24 protein-coding genes are annotated in these 22,607 nt (G+C 52.3%); 6 read left to right on the forward strand and 18 right to left on the reverse strand.

What is annotated here, in order from left to right:
• Window positions 1-72: 72 nt before the first annotated feature.
• From G462_RS0114675 to rpsJ, 13 genes are all read right to left on the reverse strand, one after another.
• Window positions 73-780 carry a phytanoyl-CoA dioxygenase family protein gene (locus G462_RS0114675; protein WP_026959660.1) on the reverse strand — a complete coding sequence of 236 codons (708 nt, stop codon included), beginning with the start codon at window positions 778-780 and terminating at the stop codon, window positions 73-75.
• Between the two features lie 501 nt (window positions 781-1,281).
• Window positions 1,282-2,460: a glycoside hydrolase family 26 protein gene (locus G462_RS0114685; protein ID WP_026959661.1), complete on the reverse strand. Its 1,179-nt coding sequence runs from the start codon at window positions 2,458-2,460 to the stop codon at window positions 1,282-1,284.
• A gap of 523 nt (window positions 2,461-2,983) precedes the next feature.
• On the reverse strand, window positions 2,984-3,232 hold the full coding sequence (gene rpsQ, locus G462_RS0114690) for a 30S ribosomal protein S17 (protein ID WP_026959662.1): 249 nt from the start codon (window positions 3,230-3,232) through the stop codon (window positions 2,984-2,986).
• Window positions 3,232-3,423 (reverse strand): 50S ribosomal protein L29, encoded by a 192-nt coding sequence (gene rpmC / locus G462_RS0114695; RefSeq protein ID WP_026959663.1) that lies wholly within the window; start codon window positions 3,421-3,423, stop codon window positions 3,232-3,234. Before rpmC ends, rpsQ begins: the two co-directional genes overlap by 1 nt.
• Entirely contained in the window at window positions 3,423-3,833 is a 411-nt protein-coding gene (gene rplP / locus G462_RS0114700) for a 50S ribosomal protein L16 (protein ID WP_026959664.1), read from the reverse strand. Before rplP ends, rpmC begins: the two co-directional genes overlap by 1 nt.
• A gap of 11 nt (window positions 3,834-3,844) precedes the next feature.
• Window positions 3,845-4,540 carry a 30S ribosomal protein S3 gene (rpsC, locus tag G462_RS0114705; protein ID WP_026959665.1) on the reverse strand — a complete coding sequence of 232 codons (696 nt, stop codon included), beginning with the start codon at window positions 4,538-4,540 and terminating at the stop codon, window positions 3,845-3,847.
• 10 nt (window positions 4,541-4,550) lie between these two features.
• Window positions 4,551-4,883 carry a 50S ribosomal protein L22 gene (gene rplV / locus G462_RS0114710; protein WP_026959666.1) on the reverse strand — a complete coding sequence of 111 codons (333 nt, stop codon included), beginning with the start codon at window positions 4,881-4,883 and terminating at the stop codon, window positions 4,551-4,553.
• Window positions 4,884-4,893: 10 nt separating this feature from the next.
• The gene (gene rpsS, locus G462_RS0114715) at window positions 4,894-5,172 is read right to left on the reverse strand and encodes a 30S ribosomal protein S19 (protein WP_026959667.1); all 279 of its coding nucleotides are present in this window, start codon (window positions 5,170-5,172) and stop codon (window positions 4,894-4,896) included.
• 15 nt (window positions 5,173-5,187) lie between these two features.
• Complete coding sequence (rplB, locus tag G462_RS0114720; RefSeq protein ID WP_026959668.1) at window positions 5,188-6,012, reverse strand: 50S ribosomal protein L2; 825 nt, start codon at window positions 6,010-6,012, stop codon at window positions 5,188-5,190.
• A 15-nt stretch (window positions 6,013-6,027) separates the two neighbouring features.
• A complete protein-coding gene (gene rplW / locus G462_RS0114725) occupies window positions 6,028-6,330 on the reverse strand; it encodes a 50S ribosomal protein L23 (protein ID WP_026959669.1) in 303 nt (100 codons plus the stop codon).
• Window positions 6,327-6,932: a 50S ribosomal protein L4 gene (gene rplD, locus G462_RS0114730; protein ID WP_026959670.1), complete on the reverse strand. Its 606-nt coding sequence runs from the start codon at window positions 6,930-6,932 to the stop codon at window positions 6,327-6,329. The genes rplW and rplD overlap by 4 nt, the downstream gene beginning before the upstream one ends.
• Before the next feature lie 15 nt (window positions 6,933-6,947).
• Complete coding sequence (gene rplC, locus G462_RS0114735; RefSeq protein ID WP_026959671.1) at window positions 6,948-7,583, reverse strand: 50S ribosomal protein L3; 636 nt, start codon at window positions 7,581-7,583, stop codon at window positions 6,948-6,950.
• A 31-nt stretch (window positions 7,584-7,614) separates the two neighbouring features.
• A complete protein-coding gene (gene rpsJ, locus G462_RS0114740; protein ID WP_014290685.1) occupies window positions 7,615-7,926 on the reverse strand; it encodes a 30S ribosomal protein S10 in 312 nt (103 codons plus the stop codon).
• A 368-nt stretch (window positions 7,927-8,294) separates the two neighbouring features.
• Here rpsJ and G462_RS0114745 point away from each other — a divergent pair, with 368 nt between their 5' ends.
• The gene (locus G462_RS0114745; protein ID WP_026959672.1) at window positions 8,295-10,172 is read left to right on the forward strand and encodes an ATP-binding protein; all 1,878 of its coding nucleotides are present in this window, start codon (window positions 8,295-8,297) and stop codon (window positions 10,170-10,172) included.
• Between the two features lie 5 nt (window positions 10,173-10,177).
• On the forward strand, window positions 10,178-10,684 hold the full coding sequence (locus G462_RS0114750) for a response regulator (protein WP_026959673.1): 507 nt from the start codon (window positions 10,178-10,180) through the stop codon (window positions 10,682-10,684).
• A 72-nt stretch (window positions 10,685-10,756) separates the two neighbouring features.
• Here G462_RS0114750 and argH read toward each other — a convergent pair whose 3' ends face one another.
• The 5 genes from argH to argC form a co-directional block, all read right to left on the reverse strand.
• Window positions 10,757-12,637: an argininosuccinate lyase gene (gene argH / locus G462_RS0114755; protein ID WP_026959674.1), complete on the reverse strand. Its 1,881-nt coding sequence runs from the start codon at window positions 12,635-12,637 to the stop codon at window positions 10,757-10,759.
• An 84-nt stretch (window positions 12,638-12,721) separates the two neighbouring features.
• Window positions 12,722-13,945, reverse strand: coding sequence for an argininosuccinate synthase (locus G462_RS0114760; protein ID WP_026959675.1), 1,224 nt, complete (start codon window positions 13,943-13,945; stop codon window positions 12,722-12,724).
• Between the two features lie 24 nt (window positions 13,946-13,969).
• Window positions 13,970-14,884, reverse strand: a complete 915-nt coding sequence (locus tag G462_RS0114765; RefSeq protein ID WP_026959676.1) for an ornithine carbamoyltransferase — start codon at window positions 14,882-14,884, stop codon at window positions 13,970-13,972.
• Between the two features lie 24 nt (window positions 14,885-14,908).
• Window positions 14,909-15,682, reverse strand: coding sequence for an acetylglutamate kinase (gene argB, locus G462_RS22915; RefSeq protein ID WP_051326771.1), 774 nt, complete (start codon window positions 15,680-15,682; stop codon window positions 14,909-14,911).
• A gap of 9 nt (window positions 15,683-15,691) precedes the next feature.
• Window positions 15,692-16,696, reverse strand: a complete 1,005-nt coding sequence (argC, locus tag G462_RS0114775; protein WP_026959677.1) for an N-acetyl-gamma-glutamyl-phosphate reductase — start codon at window positions 16,694-16,696, stop codon at window positions 15,692-15,694.
• A 338-nt stretch (window positions 16,697-17,034) separates the two neighbouring features.
• Between argC and ppc the strand changes: the two genes are divergently transcribed.
• From ppc to G462_RS24330, 4 genes are all read left to right on the forward strand, one after another.
• Window positions 17,035-19,674: a phosphoenolpyruvate carboxylase gene (gene ppc / locus G462_RS0114780; RefSeq protein ID WP_026959678.1), complete on the forward strand. Its 2,640-nt coding sequence runs from the start codon at window positions 17,035-17,037 to the stop codon at window positions 19,672-19,674.
• 354 nt (window positions 19,675-20,028) lie between these two features.
• The gene (locus G462_RS22920; RefSeq protein ID WP_051326772.1) at window positions 20,029-21,180 is read left to right on the forward strand and encodes a M20/M25/M40 family metallo-hydrolase; all 1,152 of its coding nucleotides are present in this window, start codon (window positions 20,029-20,031) and stop codon (window positions 21,178-21,180) included.
• A gap of 292 nt (window positions 21,181-21,472) precedes the next feature.
• Window positions 21,473-22,237, forward strand: coding sequence for a PEP-CTERM sorting domain-containing protein (locus tag G462_RS0114790; protein ID WP_026959679.1), 765 nt, complete (start codon window positions 21,473-21,475; stop codon window positions 22,235-22,237).
• Window positions 22,238-22,355: 118 nt separating this feature from the next.
• A partial coding sequence (locus tag G462_RS24330; RefSeq protein ID WP_026959680.1) for a transposase domain-containing protein occupies window positions 22,356-22,607 on the forward strand: 252 nt, incomplete at its 3' end.

The raw sequence follows: 22,607 nt of genomic DNA on the forward strand, positions 1-22,607 counted from the left end.
AATAGCGCGCCGTAGCTGCAAGCAACCTTGATATAAGTTTCATGGCTATTTCTCCAGAATGTGTGCTATTTATCAGATTTTCCGCTCTTCAATGACTTGATTCAGTCCGAAGTGATAACGCATGTTCCGATACACACAAACGTCGGTAATGTCTTGTGGCGTCCCTTTCGGGATGGCCCGATAGTTGGTTGAGAAGCGATAGCCCTGATGGATGGGCAGTACCCGATGCCAAGTGTGACCATGCAGCAAAATCAAGCTGCCCTTACGAGGCCTAAGCACCAACTGTTGCTCCATCGCCGCTTCCGGGTCACCCGCGGGTAACAGTCCCAGGCGATGACTGCCGGGCACGATCACCACTTCACCACCCACCTCAGGCTTAATGTCCTCTGTGTAAATCAAACGGTTAAGATTGAACTGATGGACAATCTCTGGGGCACAGTCCTGGTGCCAGGCTTGTCCGCGCGTGCCCGCTTTGGAAAACATCACCATGCAATAGAGGTTTTCCCACTCGTCACCGAGGATCTGTTGGGTGATGTCTGAAAATGCCGGGAACTGCTCAATTTGATCAAACAATTGATGATTGTCGTTCTGAGGAAACCAAGGGATCACCTCGGTTTTGGCTTTCTCCAAAAACTCATCGTTATGCCAAAACGCAGGGTCTACGTCGAAGTATTCGGTGATGGCCTGATTGGCTTGATCCATCAACTGTTGAGGAAAAAAGTCCTCAATCAACAGATAGCCTTGTTGCCAAAACTGTTGGCTTAAACGTTCTAGATCCATCACAAGTCCCTTTATTGCCTATTGCGCATTGCATATCGCAGTAATAACCCGGACGACTCCCTGTTGGCCTGTTGCGGCCCGTCCTCAAATAGCTGACACAGTCGCTAAACGCGATCAATTATGTAACCGGTTTCAGAATAGGCAGTGATGAACTTAGCGACAAGTTATCAACGTCGTATTTGCGATCTGGATCGGCTATTTTTTAAGGTATATAAATTATGAATTTTCGTTACCAAAAAGTGGGTTTTAAAGGCAAAAAAAACCCGCGCTATGCGCGGGTAAACGGCTGTCAAGCCAAGGAAGGGTGAGAGGATTGCTCACCGTGCTACTTACTACGAAATGAACGCTTAATTGCAAAGACTGAAGCCTTTCCACGGTGGTAGACCGTCAGTTTGGCATGTTCAATCTCTGTCGTGTTACGGGCTGTCTCACGGCCCGTCACTCGACTCGGTTTTACCATCTCTTTGGTAGTATTTTTAGACATGGCTTAATCTGTTCGATTTACTTTATTTGGTTTAGTTCCTGAACCTTGTCCCAATCTTTGAGCTGGGCAAAGTTTCCCTTATCTAAGCGATAGATATAGCGGCCGTTATCCAATCGCTCAAAGAAGCGCTGCTGGATAAGCTCAGATGCTTGTACCCGCGCATCGCCCCAAACACCGTCTTGGCAGGTCTGGCCCAAGCGCACCGCCTCTTGGTTGCGCAAGTCGCAGCGCCAACCGGTCCAGGCATCCCAATGCATATTGATGTACGACACCGCTCGGATACTCTCTTGATGGCGTTCCAGGAACGCGAAGAACGGCTCGTACCACCCCTGCCAGATATCCTCAGCAGAGACCGCTTGCAGATTCTCGATATGGCTGTTGGCATCAGGCTTATACTCGCCCTTCTCTATCCAGTAATACTTGGGGCTGGCTTCGGCGACAAAGATCGGTTTGTTCTTACTCGCCAGATAATCGATGACGTTGTCTATCGCCAGGCTATTGCCTTCAGCGTCGACATCAGACAGTTGGCCAAAGCCCTCAGGCAAGCCACCCGCCGCTTTCTGGGTGGTTTCAGTTAGGCAATCACGCGGCTGAGAGAAGTAAGAGAACGCCACCCAATCAACGTGCTCGTCGCCGGGATACCACGCATCGTAGTCTTCGCCAAAGTAGGTGTTAGAGCGCTCCTGGAACGAACCATGACTGCCGTCCATAGCGGCACAGTAGGCCGCAATCTGCCACACCCGGCTCACGTTGTAGGCTTGTTTCTCCTGGATAATTCGGCTGATAACTTGAAAGGCTTCGCGATACTTCTCAGGTGCATAGCCGTTCCAGTAACCATCGGCTTCGTACCCAATACGCAGCAGTACCGGGCGCTCCAAGGTTTTAAGGTTATCAATCAGGCGCTCCACATTTTTGATCGCACCAGGCTCTTCATTGGCAATACGCACATAGGTCGATTTCATCCACAGACCAATTGCCAATGTCGCGTCGGGGTAATCTTGCACATAAGAAGGCAGATCCAGTGAACCGTGAGATTCGGGGAAGCGATGGAACACGCCGGTCAAATCGGCTGAAGCGTATGCGGTAACTGCCGCCGGCTCGACACCAGTATCAGCGACAAATTCATGCAGGGTATCGATATCCTGCCCCATAAAGAACAGGGTCTTTCCGCTTGGAGGGGTGAAGCTAAAGTGCATAGCATCTGACTCACTGCTTGGCTGCGACGCAGCAGGCGCGTTACCAGCTTGATCTGACGGCTCTGTACTCGCACAAGAGATCAATGCCAACGTAAGCGCTGCGCTAAACAACCCTGAGAGTGCCTTCCGTGATGTGTTATCGATTCCCATTACTCTTTCCGTAACAAACTAGCCGTAAGCAAACTGGCCGCAATCAAACTGAGTCGCAATAAATGCCAAGTTGTATCCAGCCTTGTGGTTCGCTGATTAATTGAACATAGGTTTTAGTTTAGCTTCCAAAATAATAACTTCTGTGAGGAGAAGCACAGAAATGTAACCGGTTTCAGGTAATGTTAGTGATACGTTAACAGCGGAGAGTTTAAGTCGATTACGTGGTGTATATCGTGCCTGATACCATAGAAACTGTGGGAAAACCAGGCATACCTACGATAAATATGTTGAAAGACCAGCGATGACCTACTTAGCAAACAGGCAAAAAAAAGCCCCGCAGAGCGGGGCTTTTTCAAAATGCACGAAGCTTAAATTAAGCTTTCACTACTACGTCAACCAGAGTCCAAGACTTGGTTTTAGACATAGGGCGACATTCTTTGATGCTTACTACATCGCCTTGAGCGGCGGTGTTGTTCTCATCATGAACGTGCAGTTTGGTAGTACGCTTGATGAATTTACCGTAAATTGGGTGCTTCACCTTACGCTCGATAGCAACAGTAATAGACTTGTCCATTTTGTCGCTAACAACTTTACCTTGTAATGTACGGATAGTTTCGCTCATTACGCACCTGCCTTCTGATTCAGAATAGTTTTCACGCGCGCGATGTCGCGACGTACATTTTTAAGCAAATGTGTTTGGGCTAGCTGACCAGTGCTTGCTTGCATGCGCAGGTTGAATTGCTCACGTAGCAAGTTCAGAAGTTCAGCTTTTAGCTCTTCTACACTTTTATCTTTCAGTTCGTTCGCTTTCATTACATTACCGTCCGCGTTACAAAAGTAGTGCTAACTGGCAGTTTACGTGCCGCTAGCTCAAATGCTTCACGTGCAAGCTCTTCAGATACACCGTCCATCTCATACAGGACTTTGCCTGGCTGGATTTGGGCTACCCAGTACTCAACGTTACCCTTACCTTTACCCATACGAACCTCAAGAGGTTTCTCGGTAATTGGCTTGTCAGGGAATACGCGAATCCAGATCTTACCTTGACGCTTAATGTGACGAGTCATAGCACGACGCGCTGCTTCGATTTGACGAGCAGTCAGACGGCCACGGCCAGTCGCTTTAAGGCCGAAGTCACCGAAAGATACTTTTTGACCTTTCGCTAGACCGCGGTTACGACCAGTGTGTTGCTTACGGAATTTAGTACGTTTTGGTTGTAGCATTCCCGTTTCTCCTATTTAGCGTTGCGCTTGTTGCGCTTAGGCTTAGCAGGAGCTTCAGGAGCAGCAGCTACAGGCATACCGCCCAGGATTTCACCTTTGAAGATCCATACCTTAACGCCGATGATACCGTAGGTAGTCAACGCTTCTGAAGTTGCGTAATCGATGTCTGCACGCAGAGTGTGTAGAGGCACACGGCCTTCACGGTACCACTCAGAACGCGCAATTTCAGCACCGCCCAAACGACCGCTAACTTCAACCTTGATACCTTTGGCACCCAGGCGCATAGCGTTTTGAACTGCGCGCTTCATCGCACGACGGAACATTACACGACGCTCTAGCTGGCTAGAGATAGAGTCGGCAACCAATTTAGCGTCAAGCTCTGGCTTACGTACTTCGGCAATGTTGATTTGCGCAGGTACGCCGGCAAGCTTGTTCACTTTTTGGCGAAGCTTTTCAACGTCTTCACCTTTCTTACCGATTACAACACCTGGACGAGCAGTGTGAATGGTCACACGGATGCTCTTCGCAGGACGTTCGATAGTAATGCGAGAAACAGAGGCGTTTTTCAGCTCTTTAGTAAGAAACTGACGCACTTTGAAATCGCTGTGCAGGTTATCTGCATATTCACCTTTATCGGCATACCAGGTGGAGTTCCATGGTTTAACGATACCTAGGCGAATACCATTAGGATGTACTTTCTGACCCATTGCTTATCTCCTAGCTATCAGATACAACCACAGTGATGTGGCTGGTACGCTTGATAATACGGTCGGCACGGCCTTTCGCACGTGGGCGAATGCGCTTCAGAGTTGGACCATCATCTACAAAGATTTTGGCAACTTTCAGCTCGTCGATGTCGGCGCCTTCGTTGTGCTCGGCATTAGCAATGGCAGACTCTAGTACTTTCTTAACTAGAGCAGCTGCTTTCTTGCTGCTGAATTGCAGAGTTACAAGTGCTTCTTCAACTTTCTGACCGCGGATCTGATCAGCAACCAAGCGAGCCTTTTGCGCAGAAGTGCGAGCAAAACGGTGTTTAGCTAAAGCTTCCATCATCTACTCCTTACTTCTTCTTCGCTTTCTTATCAGCAGCGTGGCCGCGATAAGTACGAGTTGGTGCAAACTCACCCAGTTTGTGACCGATCATTTCATCAGTTACGAATACTGGTACATGCTGACGACCATTATGGACAGCGATGGTCAAACCGATCATTTGTGGAATGATCATTGAGCGACGAGACCAAGTTTTCAATGGTTTCTTGTCCCCGCTTTCCACCGCTTTCTCTACCTTCTTCAACAAGTGCAGGTCAATAAATGGACCTTTCTTGAGAGAACGTGGCATGGCGATTCCCCTTAATTATTTAGTACGACGACGTACGATGTATTTATCAGTACGCTTGTTCTTACGAGTTTTGTAACCCTTGGTAGGTACACCCCAAGGAGTAACTGGGTGACGACCACCTGAGGTACGGCCTTCACCACCACCGTGTGGGTGGTCTACTGGGTTCATAACCACACCGCGAACGGTAGGACGAACACCGCGCCAGCGGTTAGCACCAGCTTTACCCAGCTTGCGTAGCATGTGCTCTGAGTTGCCCACTTCACCTAGGGTGGCGCGGCAATCAGCCAGAACTTTACGCATCTCGCCTGAACGCAGACGCAGGGTTACGTACGCACCGTCGCGAGCAACGATTTGAGCGTAAGCACCAGCAGAACGCGCTAGCTGTGCACCTTTACCAGGCTTCATCTCAACTGCGTGAACAGTAGAACCCACTGGGATGTTGCGCATTGGCAGGGTGTTACCTACCTTGATTTCTGCATCAACACCAGACTGGATTGCATCACCAGCAGTCAGACCTTTAGGAGCCAGGATGTAACGACGCTCACCGTCTGCGTACAGTACAAGTGCAATGTGCGCGCTACGGTTTGGATCGTATTCCAGACGCTCAACCTTCGCAGGAATGCCGTCTTTGTTACGTTTGAAGTCAATCAAACGGTAGTGTTGCTTGTGACCACCACCGATGTGACGAACGGTAATGCGACCGTTGTTGTTACGACCACCAGACTTAGACTTGGTGTCCAACAGAGGCGCATAAGGCTTGCCTTTGTGCAGGTCTTTGTTAACCACTTTAACAACGTGGCGACGACCAGCAGAAGTAGGCTTACATTTTACAATAGCCATTATTCAGTACTCCCCTTATTCAGCGCCGCCAGCGAAGTCGATGTCTGCGCCTTCAGCCAAGGTCACATACGCCTTCTTCACGTCGTTACGACGACCGAAACGAACACCGTGACGCTTGGTTTTACCCTTTTGGTTCAGGGTAGTAACGCCAACAACTTCAACTTCGAATAGTTTCTCTACCGCAGCTTTGATTTCTGCTTTAGTTGCATCTTTTACAACTTTGAAAACCATAGTGTTATTGTTTTCAGCAGACATAGTGCTCTTTTCAGAGATATGTGGAGCTACTAGAACTTTCAACAAACGCTCTTCGCTGATCATGCTAACCACTCCTCAATTTGCTTAACTGCGTCTGCAGTTACCAACACTTTGTCAAAGGCGATCAAGCTTACTGGGTCGATACCAGCAACGTCACGAACGTCTACTTTGTAGAGGTTACGTGCGGCCAAGAACAGGTTCTCGTCAACTTCTGGAGTGATGATCAGAACGTCGTTCAGATCGTACTCTTTCAGCTTAGCAACCAGCTCTTTGGTCTTAGGTGCTTCTACTGCGAACTTCTCAACAGCGATCAGACGGTCTTGACGAACCAGCTCTGACAGGATGCTGCGGATAGCGCCGCGGTACATTTTCTTGTTAACTTTCTGGCTGTGGTCCTGTGGACGAGCCGCGAAAGTTACGCCACCGCTGCGCCATAGAGGGCTGCGGATAGTACCAGCACGAGCACGGCCAGTACCTTTCTGACGCCATGGTTTCTTACCACCACCTGATACATCAGAACGAGTCTTTTGAGCGCGAGTACCTTGGCGTGCACCTGCAGCGTATGCAGTTACAACCTGGTGGATCAGCGCTTCGTTAAAGTCACGTCCGAAGGTAGTTTCGGAAACTTCAAGAGCGCTTTGCGCGTCTTTCAATACCAATTCCATTACTATCTCCTAACGTTACGCTTTAACAGCTGGCTTAACGATAACGTCACCGTTGGTTGCGCCTGGGACGGCACCTTTAACCAAGATGAGGTTACGTTCAAGATCAACACGTACTACTTCAAGATTTTGAGTAGTTACGCGCTCAGCACCCATGTGGCCGGCCATCTTCTTGCCTTTGAATACTTTACCTGGGCTTTGGTTTTGACCAATAGAACCAGGAGCACGGTGGCTCAAAGAGTTACCGTGGGTAGCATCTTGGGTTTTAAAGTTCCAACGCTTAACGCCGCCTTGGAAACCTTTACCTTTAGAAGTGCCAGTAACGTCTACTAGTTTAACTTCGTTGAACAGATCAACTTTTAGCTCATCAGCTACGTTGATTTGCTCACCTTCTCCGTCAGCAAGACGGAATTCCCACAGGCCACGGCCCGCTTCCACACCAGCTTTGGCAAATTGGCCAGCTTCTGGTTTGGTTACGCGGTTCGCTTTTTTGGTGCCGGTGGTTACCTGAAGAGCACGGTAGCCATCGTTTTCCTCGTTGATTACACGAGTAACACGGTTTGGCTCACACTCGATTACGGTAACTGGAATAGACACACCTTCTTCGGTGAAGATGCGGGTCATTCCAACTTTACGTCCGATTAGACCAATCATTGTAAAAACCTCTTATCGTTCAGACCTGGGATTAACCCAAGCTGATTTGCACATCTACACCAGCAGCAAGATCTAGGCGCATCAGAGCATCAACGGTTTTATCAGTTGGCTCAACGATGTCTACTAGACGTTTGTGGGTGCGAATTTCATACTGGTCACGCGCGTCTTTGTTAACGTGCGGAGAAACAAGTACGGTGTAACGCTCTTTACGAGTAGGAAGTGGGATAGGGCCACGAACCTGAGCGCCAGTGCGCTTAGCAGTTTCTACGATTTCCGCAGTTGACTGGTCGATCAGACGGTGATCGAAAGCTTTCAAGCGGATTCGGATTCTTTGGTTCTGCATTGACAGAGCTCCAAACTAAAAAAAGAACCTAACATGCACCAACGGCATCCGATTCCGAGATCCGGGGATGGTAGTGCATGCGACGACAACATTTGCCTTCAAATCGAAGGCACTGTAATAAAAAGCAAGGTAGTTAGAAAACGCCTTTGCTTTTGCCCGGCGAACCGGGTGCTCTTAAGAGAGCTGCGACATTATACTCAGCCGCGCCTAGAACACAACACTCCCCCACAAAAATCTGTATTATTTTTCGACAGCTCGAGGAAACTTTGCGCTAGCACAAAGCTCGGTAAATTGGTGAGCCCCAGCTGCGGTAAGCGCTAACGCTTTGTTTTACACTGCTTTAATTATTCGTTTGTTGGTTTAGTTGTATGGAAGAAGAACAAACATCCTGCTTATTAGTACTGAGTGAGCATCGGCTCGACCCCGGGCTGGCCAACAGTGCTGCCCCTTGGCATATGGTGCAGCATTCGCTGGCCTGCGATCACCAGCAGTTTGTTGAGTTAAACCAGCAACATCCGATTGCCTTATTACTGTTAGATCTGCGCGGCGCCGAGCTCGAGCAAACCCAATGGCTGTTCGAGCTGCTGCAAACCTTCCCCGGCGACCTGCCGGTGATTGCGCTGAGCGATCCCCAGCCCACTGCAGAACTACTAACCCTGCTGATCAATACTTCAAACCTGCAGCGCATCTTAAGTGAACCCGATTCCGGTCAGGTGCTGGATCTGGTTGAGCAATACTGGCCAAGCACTCGCACCAGCGATTCACAGCGCAAGCGTTGGCTGGAAGCGCGCCTTGCCGCTCAGGTCTCGCGCTTTCGTAGCGTATTCTTCGACTACACCACCATGGAAGACGAGCAGTTATCGGAGCGCTTTATCAGCGCCCTGTATCGCTTCTTTGAAGATAACGACGAGCATCACCTGTGTCGCCGCTATAGCCCCGACCACACCCTTACCGAAGAGGGTCAGGCCAACAACTTCCTGTGGTTTATCGCCAAGGGCGAAGTGGTGCTGCGCAAAGGCGAGTTGGAAGTGGCCCGCATGGGCGAGGGATCGATTGTTGGCGGTATGAGCTTTGTCACCGGCGAGCGCGCCTTTACCACTGGCGTCACCTGCGACACCACCGATGTGATTAAGCTCGATCGCCCGACCTTTGCCAAGGTACTCGATTCCGACAGCGAGCTGCTGCCGATGTTCACCAACCTGCTGCTGCGGATGTTTAACCGCCGCCTGCAAAAGAGCATTCGCACCGAGGTTGAGCTACAAAACACCCTCAGCTCCCTCGACAGCGCCCATAGCCAGCTGATCGAGCAAGAGAAGATGGCAATGCTCGGCCAGCTGATTGCCGGGGTTGCCCATGAGCTGAATAACCCGGTGGCGGCGATCACCCGTGGCAGCGATACCATCTCCCAGCAGCTCCCGGCTCTACTAAATGGGTCAGTACCGGCCGATAGCGCCGAGCTAGGCATGAACATATTGCAGCACGCCCTGAGCACGCCGCCACTGTCGACCGCCGAGCTACGTCGCCGCGCCAAAGAGCATGGCGAACGCTACCCCAATGGCAGCGATGCCCGCCGCTTTGTCTCGATGAGTCTGGATAACGACATCCTGTGGCCCGGCGGCAAACCCGCGCGCAAACCGCTTAAGTCCGCCCAGCTCGATACCTTGGAACACTACCAACGGGTCGGCGGCTTCCTGCGTAACATCAGCGTCTGTAGCGAACGCATTGCAGGTTTGGTCAAACGCCTCAAGCACTACGCCGGACAAGACTCCGAGCGCCCAGTACAGGCGCAGATCAACGATGGCATCGCCGATACCTTGGCGATCATGGAAAACCGCCTCAAGCGCTATGAGTACGAATGCGAGCTGGGCCAGTTACCCGAGCTACACTGCTACCCCATCGCACTGCAACAGGTGTGGACCAACATCATAGCCAACGCCTTAGATGCGATGGAGGGCGGCGGTCAGCTACATATAGAAAGTCGTTACATCAGCGACCCTGAGCCAGTGATAGAGGTGGTATTCGCCGACAACGGCCCAGGCATTCCGCAGGAGATCCAACAACGCATCTTTGAGCTGAACTTCACCACCAAACGGGAAGGAAACTTCGGCCTGGGAATTGGTCTAAGTGTTTGTCAGCAAATAATTAATCAACATGGCGGCACCATTAGTCTGGAATCTGAACCAGCGCATGGAACCCGCTTTACTATTCATTTACCCTTACAAGGAAACCCTCTTTCCCCGGAGTAACTAGCATGGAAAAATTATTAGTATTATGTGTCGACGACGAGCGCGAAGTGCTAGACAGTGTACTGAATGACTTGGCGCCACTGCGCGAACATTTCACCGTAGACGGCGCCGAGAATGTGGCTGAAGCCAAATCGGTTATCGAAGACTACCTAAAAGAAGGCGGACAACTGGCCCTGATCCTGGCCGACCACATTATGCCGGTCGACTTGGGCATCGATTTTCTGATTGACCTGAACCAGCAAGAGTCCACGTTGGCGGCGAAGAAGATCCTGTTAACTGGCCAGGCCGAACTGCAAGACACCATTGCCGCTATCAACCGTGGCGGTCTGAACTACTACCTAGCTAAGCCATGGTCTTCTGACGAGCTGCAACGCATCGTCAAAGACAAGCTGACCGACTATGTGCTAGAACACAGCAGCAACCCTCTGCCCTATGCCTCAGTGCTGGATAGCGAGCGGATCTTCGGTGCCGTGAGTAAGGGGCGCTTGGACGTATCTAGCACCTCCATCTAGCGCCAGCTACATGAATAAAAAAAGCCGCATCATCGGATGCGGCTTTTTTTATGGGCTAGCTACAGGCTTTGCTTAGGCCACTTGTTGCTTGTGGATCAGCTGGGCGTCTTGCACCAAATGAAACTCCAGCGCCACCTCATCACAGGCATGCTGGCGAGGACAAACGTCACAATCCTTCATTACCTTCTCTGGCAGCATGTTCTTCGAGGTCGGGCTAAAGCCCATCTTCATAAAGAACTCGGGCACCCGGGTCAGCACAAACAGCTTCTCGATCTCCATCTTGCGCGCTTTGCGAATAAGGTGCTCAACCATCGCCTTGCCTTGACCTATACGCTGGTAGTCGGGCTCAACCCCCAGCGAGCGGATCTCAGCCAAACCGGTATCGTACAAGTAGAGCGAGGCGCAGCCAGTTACTTTGCCGCCCTGTTCGCTCACCGCAAAATCGCCGACTGCCTGAACCAGCTCTGGACGGCTACGCGGTAGGTTCTCACCCACCTGCGACCAGTAGTTGACCATCGCCTCGATGGTATCCAGATCGGTCATCCGCGCCGAGCGTACCCGCAAGCCGCTGATGCTGCGTTGCGACAAGCGCGTTTCCGCTTCACTGATGGCATGCTCCACCTGCTCTGGAGCAACCCCGCCCAAGGCTTGACGCTTAGCCAGCGTCGACTCGAGTGACAGGTGAGGGTAGACATCGTCTTCAATCTCAGGGGCCAGCGCTTTAAAGTCGCTCAGGCTGAGCTCTTCGAGCGGCACACCCTTCTCGATGGCCTGCACCACCGCAATCCCCACGATATGGTGGGCCTCACGGAAGGGGATGCCTTTAGCGACCAAGTAATCAGCCAGTTCAGTGGCATTGGAGTAGCCACCCAGCGCCGCTTCGCGGGTCACCTCTTCGTGTACCTGCATATCGTCGAGCACCAGCTCGGCCATCGCCAGGCAATCACCCCAGGTATCGAGGGCATCGAACAGGCCCTCTTTGTCTTCCTGCATGTCCTTGTTGTAGGCCAGCGGCAGTGCTTTAAGGGTCATCATAATGCCCGACAGCGAGCCATAAACGCGGCCTGCTTTACCACGGATTAGCTCCAGTGCATCCGGGTTTTTCTTTTGTGGCATCAGTGATGAGCCTGAAGTCACCTGGTCTGAGAGATCCAAGAAGGCCGACTCGCCGCTGTTGTAGAAGATCAGATCCTCAGCCATCCGGCTTAGGTGGATCATGCTAATCGAAGCGCCGGAGATCAGCTCAACCACGTGGTCACGGTCGGACACGGTATCGAGGCTGTTACGGGTAGCGCGGCGGAAGCCAAGATCTTTGGCAATCTGTTGGCGATCCATCGGATAGGCAGTGCCAGCCAGTGCCCCACAGCCCAGTGGGCAGCTGTCCAAACGCTTCAGGCAATCTTGCAAACGCGAGTAGTCTCGCTCGAACATCTCCACGTAGGCCATCGCCCAGTGAGAGAAGGTTACCGGTTGCGCGCGCTGCAGGTGGGTGTAACCCGGCAGAACGGTGTCTTGCTGAGAGCGGGCAAAGGCCAGCAGCTTTTGTTGTAGCTTGTCGAGGTGCTCAAGCAGCAGCAAGCCTTGATCTTTACACCACAGCTTTAAGTCGGTGGCGACTTGGTCGTTACGGCTGCGGCCGGTGTGCAGTTTTTTACCGAGGTCGCCAACCCGTTGAATCAGCTGACCTTCCACCCAAGAGTGGATGTCTTCCGCATCGCTGCCAAGGATCTGCTGGGGGTTCTCAGCTACCTGCTTGCCCAGTTCAACCAAGGCTTGCTCGAGTCGTAGCTGTTCGTCTTCGGTTAATACGCCAACGCTGAGTAGTGCCTTCGACCATGCAATCGAGCCGGTGATGTCCTGCTCTGCTAAGCGATAGTCGAAGCGTAGTGAATCATTAAATTGCTTAAAACGGGTATCTGCTGCCTGGCTGAACCGTCCGCCCCACAATGCCATGTGTCTCTCCATTAAATTGCGAAAACCTCAGCCTGTATTAACTAACCAGGCTGAGGTTTGTATTGCTCGTTTGTTTTCTACAGCCTAGCTCTTTTCATTGAGTGCGCGAATGCGGCTAGCCAGTGAGTACAAACGGATAAATCCTTCTGCGTGTTTTTGATCGTAAACCTGATCGGCACCGAAGGTGGCAAACTCTTCTGAGTAGAGGCTGTTTGGTGAGCGCTTCTGCGTCGCAACCGCTTGGCCTTTGTACAGTTTAACCACAACTTCGCCGTTCACATCTTCCGCCAGGGCGCTGGATGCTGCAACCAGTGACTTACACAGCGGGGTGAACCAGCGGCCATCATACACCAGATGCGCCATCTCCTGGCCCAACTTGTCGCGCCATACCCGTGAGGTTTTATCCAGCACCAGCTCTTCGATGGCACGCAGCGCCGCCACAATCACGGTGCCTCCCGGGGTTTCGTAGCAACCACGCGACTTCATACCTACGGTACGGTTCTCGGTGATGTCAACGCGGCCAACGCCATGGGCAGCCGCAATCTCGTTAAGCTTCATCAGCACGCCGTAAGGGCTCAGCGCTTCGTCGTTCACCGACACTACCCGGCCTTGCTCAACTTTCAGCGATACGTACTCAGGCGCGTTAGGTGCATCAACCGGGTCAACCGTCATGGTCCACACGCCTTTGCTTGGCTCGTTCCATGGGTCTTCCAGCTCACCACCTTCGTGGGAAATGTGCCACGCGTTAGCATCACGGCTGTAGATCTTGGTCGCCGACGCAGTAGTTGGAATGTTGCGTTCAGCCAAGTAATCCAGCAGGTCTTCACGGCTTACCATGTCCCACTCACGCCAAGGGGCAATCACGGTCAGCTCAGGGGCCAGCGCGGCGAAGCAGCTCTCGAAACGGATTTGGTCGTTACCTTTACCGGTACAACCGTGACATACCGCATCGGCACCCACTTTACGGGCCACTTCCACTTGCGCCTTAGCGATAATCGGACGGGCCATGGAGGTACCCAGCAGGTAGGTACCTTCGTATACCGCACCAGTGGTGATGGTTGGGTAGATGTAGTCGCTAACGAACTCTTCTTTTAGATCAACGATGTGACATTCAGAGGCGCCAGAGGCCAATGCTTTAGCTTCCAGGCCTTCCAGCTCTTCGTCGCCTTGGCCTACATCGGCACAGAAGGCAACAATTTCACAGTCGTTGTAGGTCTCTTTTAGCCATGGAATGATGGCTGAAGTATCCAGACCGCCGGAGTATGCCAGCACCACTTTTTTAATCGTGTTCTCAGTTTGAATTGCCATGTTGTGTATTCCTTTATCTGTATTCTATGCAAGCAGGCTGACCAGCACGGCGTTTTGGGCGTGCATGCGGTTTTCAGCCTGATCGAAAATAAGTGACTGCGGGCCGTCCATTACCTCGGAGGTGATCTCCAACTCACGGTGAGCCGGCTGGCAGTGCAGTACGTGTTTGATGCCGTAGCGATCCATCATCGTCTGATTGATCTGGTAAGGCAGGAAGCGTTGCTTCACCGCATCCAGTGGGGTGTCATCGCCCATCGATACCCAAGTATCGCCGTATACCACGTCGTAGCCTTGAATGTCGTCGATGTTATCGGACACCACGATCTTGCCACCGGAGGCTGCCGCCAGCTGGCGGGCCTTGTCGACGATCTGTGCATCAGGGTTAGAGCCGAGCGGACAAATCGCCGCCACTTCCATCCCTAAGATCGCGCCGCCAAGCAGTAGCGAGTGAGTCACGTTGTTACCATCGCCCAAGTAGGCCAGTTTGACCTTGCTCAGATCGTCGTAGTTCTCGCTAATGGTCAGGAAATCCGCCAGCCCTTGGCAAGGGTGGTAAAGGTCGCACAGCGAGTTCACTACCGGCACCGAGCTATGCTCTTTCAAGGTTTGCAGGGTCTTGTGCGAGAACACCCGGGCAACGATGGCATCGGCCCAGCGGGTAATGTTGGAGGCAAAATCCTTGACACTCTCACGCTCGCCCATGGCACCGTTTTGCTGGTCCAGGTAGACCGCATGGCCACCCAGCTTGTTAATGCCAATATCGAAGGTCACGCGGGTCCGTAGCGAAGGCTTCTCGAACAAGGTGACCACGCTTTTGCCGGCCAAGGCTTGGCCGTATTCAGCAGGATTCGCCTTGATCTTCTTGGCTAGCGCCAGCAGCTCTAGTATCTGTGCTTGGCTGAGCTCTTGCAGGCTCAGCAAATGATTAAAATCACTCATCATCTTTCCTTAATTACCGCGCCGTTAACCTACTAAGGTCCCGGCGGCACTATCTGTTGCAGCTGTCCCTGACAGGAAGTCAGCCAGCAGCTCGGGCTGTTGCCAAGAGGCCAACAGCACTTGCTGGCCCAGTGTTTGGGCTGCATCCAACGCTGCGTTTACTTTAACCGCCATGCCATCAGTGATCACCCCATCGGCAATCAGTTGTTGTGACTGTTGTTGATTCAGGCTGGCAATCAAGGCTTTGTCACCATCCAGCACGCCCGGCACATCACTGAGTAGCACCAGCTGAGCGTTGAGCGACTGGGCAATCGCTACCGCAGCCTGATCGGCATTGACGTTATACAGCAATCCATCCTGACCCACACCGATTGATGATACAACCGGTAAATAGTTCTGCGACAACAATAGCTTAAGCAGCTCAGGATTGCCCGGCTCGGCTGCCGCAACATGGCCCAAACGCGCATCGAAAGGCGCTACTTTGCAGATACCGGCATCACCCAGACACAGGCCCAATGCCGCATAGCCGTGTTTCAGACAGCTAGCCAGCAGCAGTTTGTTGCTAGTGCCAGCAAGCGCGCCGGTAACATAGGGGATTTGCTCAGCGGGGGTGACACGCAGGCCATCAACCTTGCTAGAGGTCATGCCCAAGCCACTCAGTAGTTGCTCGACCACCACGCCGCCACCGTGTACCAGTAGCCACGGTCGATTCAGTCCTTTTAGGCCTTGTAGCAAATTCGAGAGTAGTTGGTCTTGCTCCAATACCGCGCCGCCAACTTTGATTACTAAAGGAGACATCACAACTCCTTACAACAGCGATTCGGTAACAGCGAAGCCGTTACGGATGTTGACGCACTGCATCGCCTGAGAAGCGGCACCTTTAAGCAGGTTGTCCTCAGCGCTGACCACAATCAGGTCTTGCTCCTGCTGAGCCCAAGCCAAATCAATAAACGGGCTGTTGGCCACTTTATCGATGGCAGGCCAGCTGCCGTCCAGCAAACGTACAATCGACTTGTCGGCGTAGGCTTGTTGGTAAACCTCGTTCACCTGCTCTGGCGTCACGCCTTCTTTAAGTTGCACATTAATGGTGGCGAGAATACCACGCTTAAAGTTGCCCAAGTGCGGCGTAAAGATCACCTGATTACCCAGATGACTGGCGATTTCCGGCTGGTGACGATGGTTGAACACGCCGTAAGGGTTCAAACTGACTTCGCAGAAACTGCTGGTCAGCGATGCTTTGCGGCCGGCACCACTTACGCCACTGGTGGCATTAATCACCGGCTTACCCACAATAAAGCCCGCCTCAGCCAGTGGCTTAAGCGCGATCAGCGAGGCGGTGGGGTAACAGCCCGGCACCGCAATCAGCTGCGCTTTATTAACATGTTCACTATTCCATTCAGCAAGCCCATACACCGCCTGCTCTAGCAGGGCCGGGTAGCGATGTTCAAAGCCATAAAAACGCTGATAAAAATCTGGGTCATTAACACGGAAGGCACCGCTTAGGTCAAACACCTGGCAGCCAACGGATAAAAATGCATGGGCGATGTCGTGGCTCACCTCATGGGCGGTTGCCAACAATACTATGTCGATATCCGCAAATAACTCAGAGACATCTGCTGGATCGAGAGGTAAAACCGGAAGATCTACCTGACCCAATAGCTGGCCATGTAGCTGCGAAAGTGGCTTACCGGCATCGGCACTGTTTTTCGATACGTACAAGCCACTTAGCTCTATATAGGGATGTTTGTTGAGGAATTTGGCTAGCTCAGCGCCGGTATATCCGCTGGCTCCAACAACCGCTGCCTTTAACATTGTTTAAGTCCGTTTTGCTAAACCCGTATACTCTGGACATTGTTCACGATTAACCGTCACAATGCACCAGAATAGTGAAAATATAGGCTCTAGTATACACAGCTAAATATGCATTAAAAGTGAATTATTATATTTTTAGATTTGTCGATAGTTTGTCCCACTAAGGGGCTGAATTGGTTCTATATTGAGCTTTGATTATTATCAAAATATCTGTAAGTAAGTTTCATCAATTTTGACTGCGAAATGCGGTTTATGTATGTTGGGACACGAAAATACCCGCTATTTACGTTATTTAATTTCAAAAATAACCTTAGATAGCAAAAACTTGGGGATACACAATGAGTCAACCGACTACTCAGGAAGTGAACGCGTCTTTGCGCGGTAATGTTAAGTTGCTTGGTCAATTGCTGGGCAACACCATCAAAAGCCATCTTGGTGAAGAGTTTCTAGAAAAAATTGAAGCCATTCGCCAGTTGTCTATTAAGTCTCATGAAGGCGATGATGCCGCTCGTGAGCAGCTAGTCGATCTGCTGCGTAACCTCAGCGATGAAGAGCTGCTGCCAGTAACCCGAGCATTCAGCCAGTTTCTGAACCTGGCCAACGTGGCCGAACAGTTCCATACCATCTCGCGCAACTGCGATAAAGGCGTGGCAGTGAGCGACCCCGTCGACGAGCTGTTCCAGAAGCTACAGGGCGAAAACCTCAGCGAAGCCGAGATCCGCGAAGCGGTGTCTAAGCTAAGCATCGAAGTGGTATTGACTGCCCACCCAACCGAGGTGACCCGTCGCACGCTGATTAACAAGCACGTACAAATGAACGATTGCTTGGATTGGCTGGAGCTGGACCTGCCAGAACAAGAGCGCGAACAGATCCTAACCCGCTTGGAAGCACTGATTAACCAAGCGTGGCACACCGACGAAATCCGTAAGATCCGCCCAACCCCAGTCGATGAAGCGAAATGGGGCTTTGCGGTTATCGAGAACTCACTATGGCACGCCGTGCCAGAGTTCATCCGTCAGTTCGACAACAAGCTGCAACAGCGCTTTGATATGCGCCTGCCGCTGGACGCCGCTCCGGTAATCTTCTCTTCTTGGATGGGCGGTGACCGTGACGGTAACCCATTCGTTACCGCCAAGGTGACCGAAGAAGTCTTGCTGTCGAGCCGCTGGGTAGCCACTGACCTTTACCTAGAAGAGGTGAAGCACCTGGTGAAAGAGCTGTCGATGAGCGATGCCAGCGAAGCGCTGCTGTCACAAACCGACAACCACGACGAGCCTTACCGTGCCGTACTTAAGGTATTGCGTGCCGAGCTACAAGAAACCCACGACTACCTGACCGCCAAGCTGAAAGGCCAGTACACCGAAGCGCGCGATCTTATCGTGAGCAACGAACAGCTGCGTGAGCCGCTGGAGCTGTGCTACGACAGCCTACACGATGCCGGTATGGGCATCATCGCCGACGGCACCCTGCTGGATCTGCTGCGTCGTATCTCGTGCTTCGGCATTAACCTGCTACGTCTGGATATCCGCCAAGATGCCTCTCGCCACACCGAAGCGGTATCTGAGATCACTCGCTACCTGGGTCTGGGCGATTACGCGCAGTGGACCGAGACCGACAAGCAAAGCTTCTTGCTGCAAGAGCTGAACTCTAAGCGCCCGCTGCTACCACGCGACTGGGAGCCAAGTGAGTCAGTACAAGAGGTACTGGACACCTGTAAGGTAATCGCCAAGCAGCGCCGCGAAGCGCTGGGTATCTACATTATCTCTATGGCTGCCGAGCCATCAGACGTACTGTCGGTACAACTGCTACTGAAAGAAGCAGGTTGTCCGTTCCGTCTGCCGGTTGCTCCGCTGTTCGAAACCGAAGAGGATTTGAACAACGCGCCAGCCACCATGAGCAAACTGCTATCTGTTGACTGGTACCGCGGCTACATCGATGGCCACCAGCACGTAATGATTGGCTACTCGGATTCAGCCAAAGATGCCGGTGTTCTGGCTGCGGCTTGGGCACAATACCGCGCGATGGAAGCGCTGGTAAGCATCTGCGATAACCAGCAGATCAAACTGACCTTGTTCCATGGCCGTGGCGGTACTATCGGTCGTGGTGGCGCGCCTGCGCACGCCGCACTGCTGTCACAGCCTCCGGGCTCGCTAAAAGGCGGTCTGCGCGTGACTGAGCAAGGCGAGATGATCCGCTTTAAGTTCGGCCTGCCAAAAGTAGCCCTGAACAGCCTAAGCTTGTACGCCAGCGCGATTTTGGAAGCGAACCTGCTACCACCAATCGAGCCTAAGCAAGAGTGGCGCGACATTATGGATCAGGTTGCTGAGACCTCGTGTGATGCCTACCGTGGCGTAGTACGTGGTGAAGAGCAGTTCGTGCCTTACTTCCGCTCAGCCACACCAGAGCAAGAGCTAGGCAAGCTGCCACTGGGTAGCCGCCCGGCCAAGCGTCGTGCTGACGGCGGCGTAGAGAGCCTACGTGCAATCCCATGGATCTTCTCTTGGTCGCAGAACCGTCTGTTATTGCCAGCATGGCTGGGTAGCGAGACCGCACTGCGTCAGCTAATCGAAGATGGCAAGCAAGATGTGTTCAAAGAGATGCGCCAATGGCCGTTCTTTGAAGCCCGTCTGGCGATGCTGGAAATGGTATTCGTGAAAGCAGACAGCTGGCTGTCTGAGATCTACGAAGAGCGTCTGGTTGAGCCTGAGCTGCACCGCCTGGGTGTGGACCTGCGTGAGCGTCTGGCTAAAGCAGAAGAGCACCTACTGAGCCTGACTGGCGCTGAGAAGCTTCTGGCGGAACAGCCTTGGGTTGAACAAGCCTTGAAGGCTCGTGCACCATACATCGACCCGCTACACGTGCTGCAGGTTGAGCTGCTGAACCGTTCGCGTAAAGCCAACGAGCTGCACCCGCTGGTTGACCAAGCATTGATGGTGAGCATCGCCGGTATCGCTGCAGGTATGCGTAACACCGGTTAAGCCGGAGCGGCTATTTAGTTAGCCACAGAGAAACTAGAGGCCGTCCTTGTGACGGCCTCTTTGTTTTTATTAAACGTAATTTTGTCGACTCGCTCGCAGACTTAAGGATTTTGCCCCTCGCAAACTGCGCTAAATCAAAAGTCCACAAATTTTATATGGATATCAACAACGCAGTTCAATATATCTGGAAGCAGAATCGCGCCGCACCGGACACGCGCTGCCAGCAGCCGTGCAACCGTTTATCCATACGGCGCTAACGGACTATAGGCTGTTTCGGGCCGCACTCGCCGCCACCTCGCTTTCGCGCAAACAGCAACGGTCCTCCGGTATTTCATCTCAGTGCAAGGACATGCTATGAAGTTTGATATCAGCGAATACCTCGACGAGTTGCGCCCTCTGGTCAATATCGACTGCGGCACCTATAACATCACCGGCATCGAACGTGTTACCCAACTGGTGCAGCAGAAGTTCGAAAACATCGGCTGGCAGGTGCGACGTTATGGTTGCGGCAAGGCCGGGCCGGGCTTGGTGATCTCTAATCAAGTAAACAACGACCCCATCGACCTGCTGATCCTCGGGCACGTGGATACCAGTTACAGCGAGGGCACCGCCTTCCGGCGCCCGATGTCCATCGCTGGCGAGTTTGCCTACGGCCCGGGTGTTGCCGATAGCAAAGCTGGCTTGGTTAATCTGCTGTACGCGCTACGCTGCACCGATCCCAGCGATCTGGCCGAGTTGTCCATCGCCATCCTGATCTGTCCCGATAAGCATGTCAGCTCGCGCTACTCTCACACCATGCTGAATAAACTGGCCAAGCGCGCCAAGCGTTGCATGGTTCTGGATACCGGTACCATGGGCGGCTGCTTAATCAATGGACGACGCGGTATGGCGCGCTACCAAGTCGACTTCACCGGTCAATCAGCCCACGCCGCTAAGGTTGGTAAGCGCAAATGCAGCGCCATCAGCGAGATGGGCCAGTGGGTGGTCAAACTGGAACAACTGGCACAGCAATGGCCGAATATCGATGTCAACGTTGGCTATGTGGCCGGTGGTGAGAAGACTAACCAAGTTGCTGAGCATTGCCAGATGAAATTTGAGCTGCGCTTTACCAGTAACCACTACTACCAACAGCTCGATCAACAGCTGCGGCAGTGGAGCCAGTCACCGAGTGTGGAACAGATGCACATCGTGTTAGATCGCAAGGCCTACAAGCCAGCCTTTAATAACGCCAGCAATCAAAGCTTCTGTGAAGAGCTCGAGCAAGCCGCAGAGAGCCTCGGACAAGCCACTAAGTGGCGTAGCGGTGATAAGAGCTCCAATGCCAACTTAGTCGCCGCACATGGCCTTGCCTGTGTCGATGGTCTGGGCGCGGTAGGGCAGAACCTTAACTCGCCGGAAGAGTGCATCGCAATTGAACGGGTACTGCCGCGGATCCAACTGCTACGAGCCTTTATCAAGCACTTGGCCAATGCCGAGGTACCCGAGCAAGAGGCCGAAACCGCCTAAGCCCTCTTTACTTAAGCAACTGTTCCCCTGCCTATAAGCAACAGTCGACCACTGTCGTCTGTTGCTTGCCCTCGTTTTCACTTTTCCCGATTTTGCTATGTCGCTGTATTACCGAGACTTATCTCACAGTAATTGAGCATTAACTGTCAGCCCGCTTTACATAAAATGTAATAAATCAGTAAAAGTCGCTGTTTTAAAACATTTTTTTAGTTGGTGTAAGTATTGCTTTACGAATAACGCAAGGTGCTCGAATCCGAGTGCCGAGAAGAACCATCTAACTAAGGATAGGCAGATGAAACAACTAAGAAAACTTGTTGTCCTTGGGATTTTAGCCTGCAGTTTACCAAGTCTCGCCACCACCATTACCACCCTTGACGATCCGTCGTTATTCGATAACGTAGCAGCGCAGCCCGGCGGCTCCATCGGCGATAGCTCGTGGCAAGCCACCAGCTTTGGTACCCCCGGCGCAAAATCGTTTGGCTGGGTAAATTTTGATCCCGCCAGTAGCATCATGTTGGGCGACATCAGCGCGGTGCGCTTTGATACCAATAAACCCATCAGCCACAACAGCTCGGAGAATGACTTCTACCTGTCGCTCTACACCCAAGTCGATGGCAGTAACGACGGCGCGGGTTGGTACGGCAACCGACTTAACCTCGACCCCTTCTACGCCATCAATATCGATAGCACTGCAGATAGCTGGACCACTTGGAGTACCGACGGCGGTCTCAACCAACTACGCGTCTATGACTATCCTGCCGCGGGCAGCTACACCGCACCAACCTGGGATGAATTGCTCGACCCGGGCTACAGCGACGATGGTGTCAACTCGCTGGCCGAAGTCGATTATGCCAGCGAAAAGCTGCTAGGCATCGCCTTCTCCACTGGTTCCGCTTGGGGCGATAGCTTTGTCGGTGCACTAGATAACATCGTTATCGAGTTCAGTAATGGCGACAGCTGGGTGTTCGATCTGGAAGCGAGCAGTGTGCCAGAGCCTACCAGCGTGCTGCTATTAGGCGCGGGAATGCTACTACTACGCTTAGGTCGGCGGAGCTAACCGCAGTTGTTAAAAAGCCGCCCCAACAGGCTAATGCCGATCAGTTAAGACAGATCCATTGACGATCTTTCTGACTCAAGCAGAATCCGATATCAGTTCTCTGGTATCGGATTTTTTTATGCCCATTCAAGACCTGCTCGATAGTACTTTCCAAGAAGTAGATACATTCACCTCCTTAGATAAGTTGAATGAGTTGCTCTCCCCAGAGCTACTTACCCAAGCCTTTCAGCATGCGGGTGTTGCAACGGTTCGAAGACGACGCTTACCTCTGGAAGCTGTTGTCTGGTCGGTGGTGGGAATGGCGTTGTTTCGACAAGCATCCGTGTGGGATATTGCCAGCCATATGGACATCTCCCTACCCGGGAAGCAT

Source organism: Aliagarivorans taiwanensis DSM 22990 (genome assembly GCF_000429505.1).
Taxonomy (GTDB): domain Bacteria; phylum Pseudomonadota; class Gammaproteobacteria; order Enterobacterales; family Celerinatantimonadaceae; genus Aliagarivorans; species Aliagarivorans taiwanensis.

Coding starts and splice junctions, on each gene's coding strand:
- G462_RS0114675 (WP_026959660.1), bottom strand. CDS start 780: ATGGATCTAGAACGTTTAAGCCAACAGTTTTGGCAACAAGGCTATCTG.
- G462_RS0114685 (WP_026959661.1), bottom strand. CDS start 2,460: ATGCACTTTAGCTTCACCCCTCCAAGCGGAAAGACCCTGTTCTTTATG.
- rpsQ (WP_026959662.1), bottom strand. CDS start 3,232: ATGAGCGAAACTATCCGTACATTACAAGGTAAAGTTGTTAGCGACAAA.
- rpmC (WP_026959663.1), bottom strand. CDS start 3,423: ATGAAAGCGAACGAACTGAAAGATAAAAGTGTAGAAGAGCTAAAAGCT.
- rplP (WP_026959664.1), bottom strand. CDS start 3,833: ATGCTACAACCAAAACGTACTAAATTCCGTAAGCAACACACTGGTCGT.
- rpsC (WP_026959665.1), bottom strand. CDS start 4,540: ATGGGTCAGAAAGTACATCCTAATGGTATTCGCCTAGGTATCGTTAAA.
- rplV (WP_026959666.1), bottom strand. CDS start 4,883: ATGGAAGCTTTAGCTAAACACCGTTTTGCTCGCACTTCTGCGCAAAAG.
- rpsS (WP_026959667.1), bottom strand. CDS start 5,172: ATGCCACGTTCTCTCAAGAAAGGTCCATTTATTGACCTGCACTTGTTG.
- rplB (WP_026959668.1), bottom strand. CDS start 6,012: ATGGCTATTGTAAAATGTAAGCCTACTTCTGCTGGTCGTCGCCACGTT.
- rplW (WP_026959669.1), bottom strand. CDS start 6,330: ATGATCAGCGAAGAGCGTTTGTTGAAAGTTCTAGTAGCTCCACATATC.
- rplD (WP_026959670.1), bottom strand. CDS start 6,932: ATGGAATTGGTATTGAAAGACGCGCAAAGCGCTCTTGAAGTTTCCGAA.
- rplC (WP_026959671.1), bottom strand. CDS start 7,583: ATGATTGGTCTAATCGGACGTAAAGTTGGAATGACCCGCATCTTCACC.
- rpsJ (WP_014290685.1), bottom strand. CDS start 7,926: ATGCAGAACCAAAGAATCCGAATCCGCTTGAAAGCTTTCGATCACCGT.
- G462_RS0114745 (WP_026959672.1), top strand. CDS start 8,295: ATGGAAGAAGAACAAACATCCTGCTTATTAGTACTGAGTGAGCATCGG.
- G462_RS0114750 (WP_026959673.1), top strand. CDS start 10,178: ATGGAAAAATTATTAGTATTATGTGTCGACGACGAGCGCGAAGTGCTA.
- argH (WP_026959674.1), bottom strand. CDS start 12,637: ATGGCATTGTGGGGCGGACGGTTCAGCCAGGCAGCAGATACCCGTTTT.
- G462_RS0114760 (WP_026959675.1), bottom strand. CDS start 13,945: ATGGCAATTCAAACTGAGAACACGATTAAAAAAGTGGTGCTGGCATAC.
- G462_RS0114765 (WP_026959676.1), bottom strand. CDS start 14,884: ATGAGTGATTTTAATCATTTGCTGAGCCTGCAAGAGCTCAGCCAAGCA.
- argB (WP_051326771.1), bottom strand. CDS start 15,682: ATGTCTCCTTTAGTAATCAAAGTTGGCGGCGCGGTATTGGAGCAAGAC.
- argC (WP_026959677.1), bottom strand. CDS start 16,696: ATGTTAAAGGCAGCGGTTGTTGGAGCCAGCGGATATACCGGCGCTGAG.
- ppc (WP_026959678.1), top strand. CDS start 17,035: ATGAGTCAACCGACTACTCAGGAAGTGAACGCGTCTTTGCGCGGTAAT.
- G462_RS22920 (WP_051326772.1), top strand. CDS start 20,029: ATGAAGTTTGATATCAGCGAATACCTCGACGAGTTGCGCCCTCTGGTC.
- G462_RS0114790 (WP_026959679.1), top strand. CDS start 21,473: ATGAAACAACTAAGAAAACTTGTTGTCCTTGGGATTTTAGCCTGCAGT.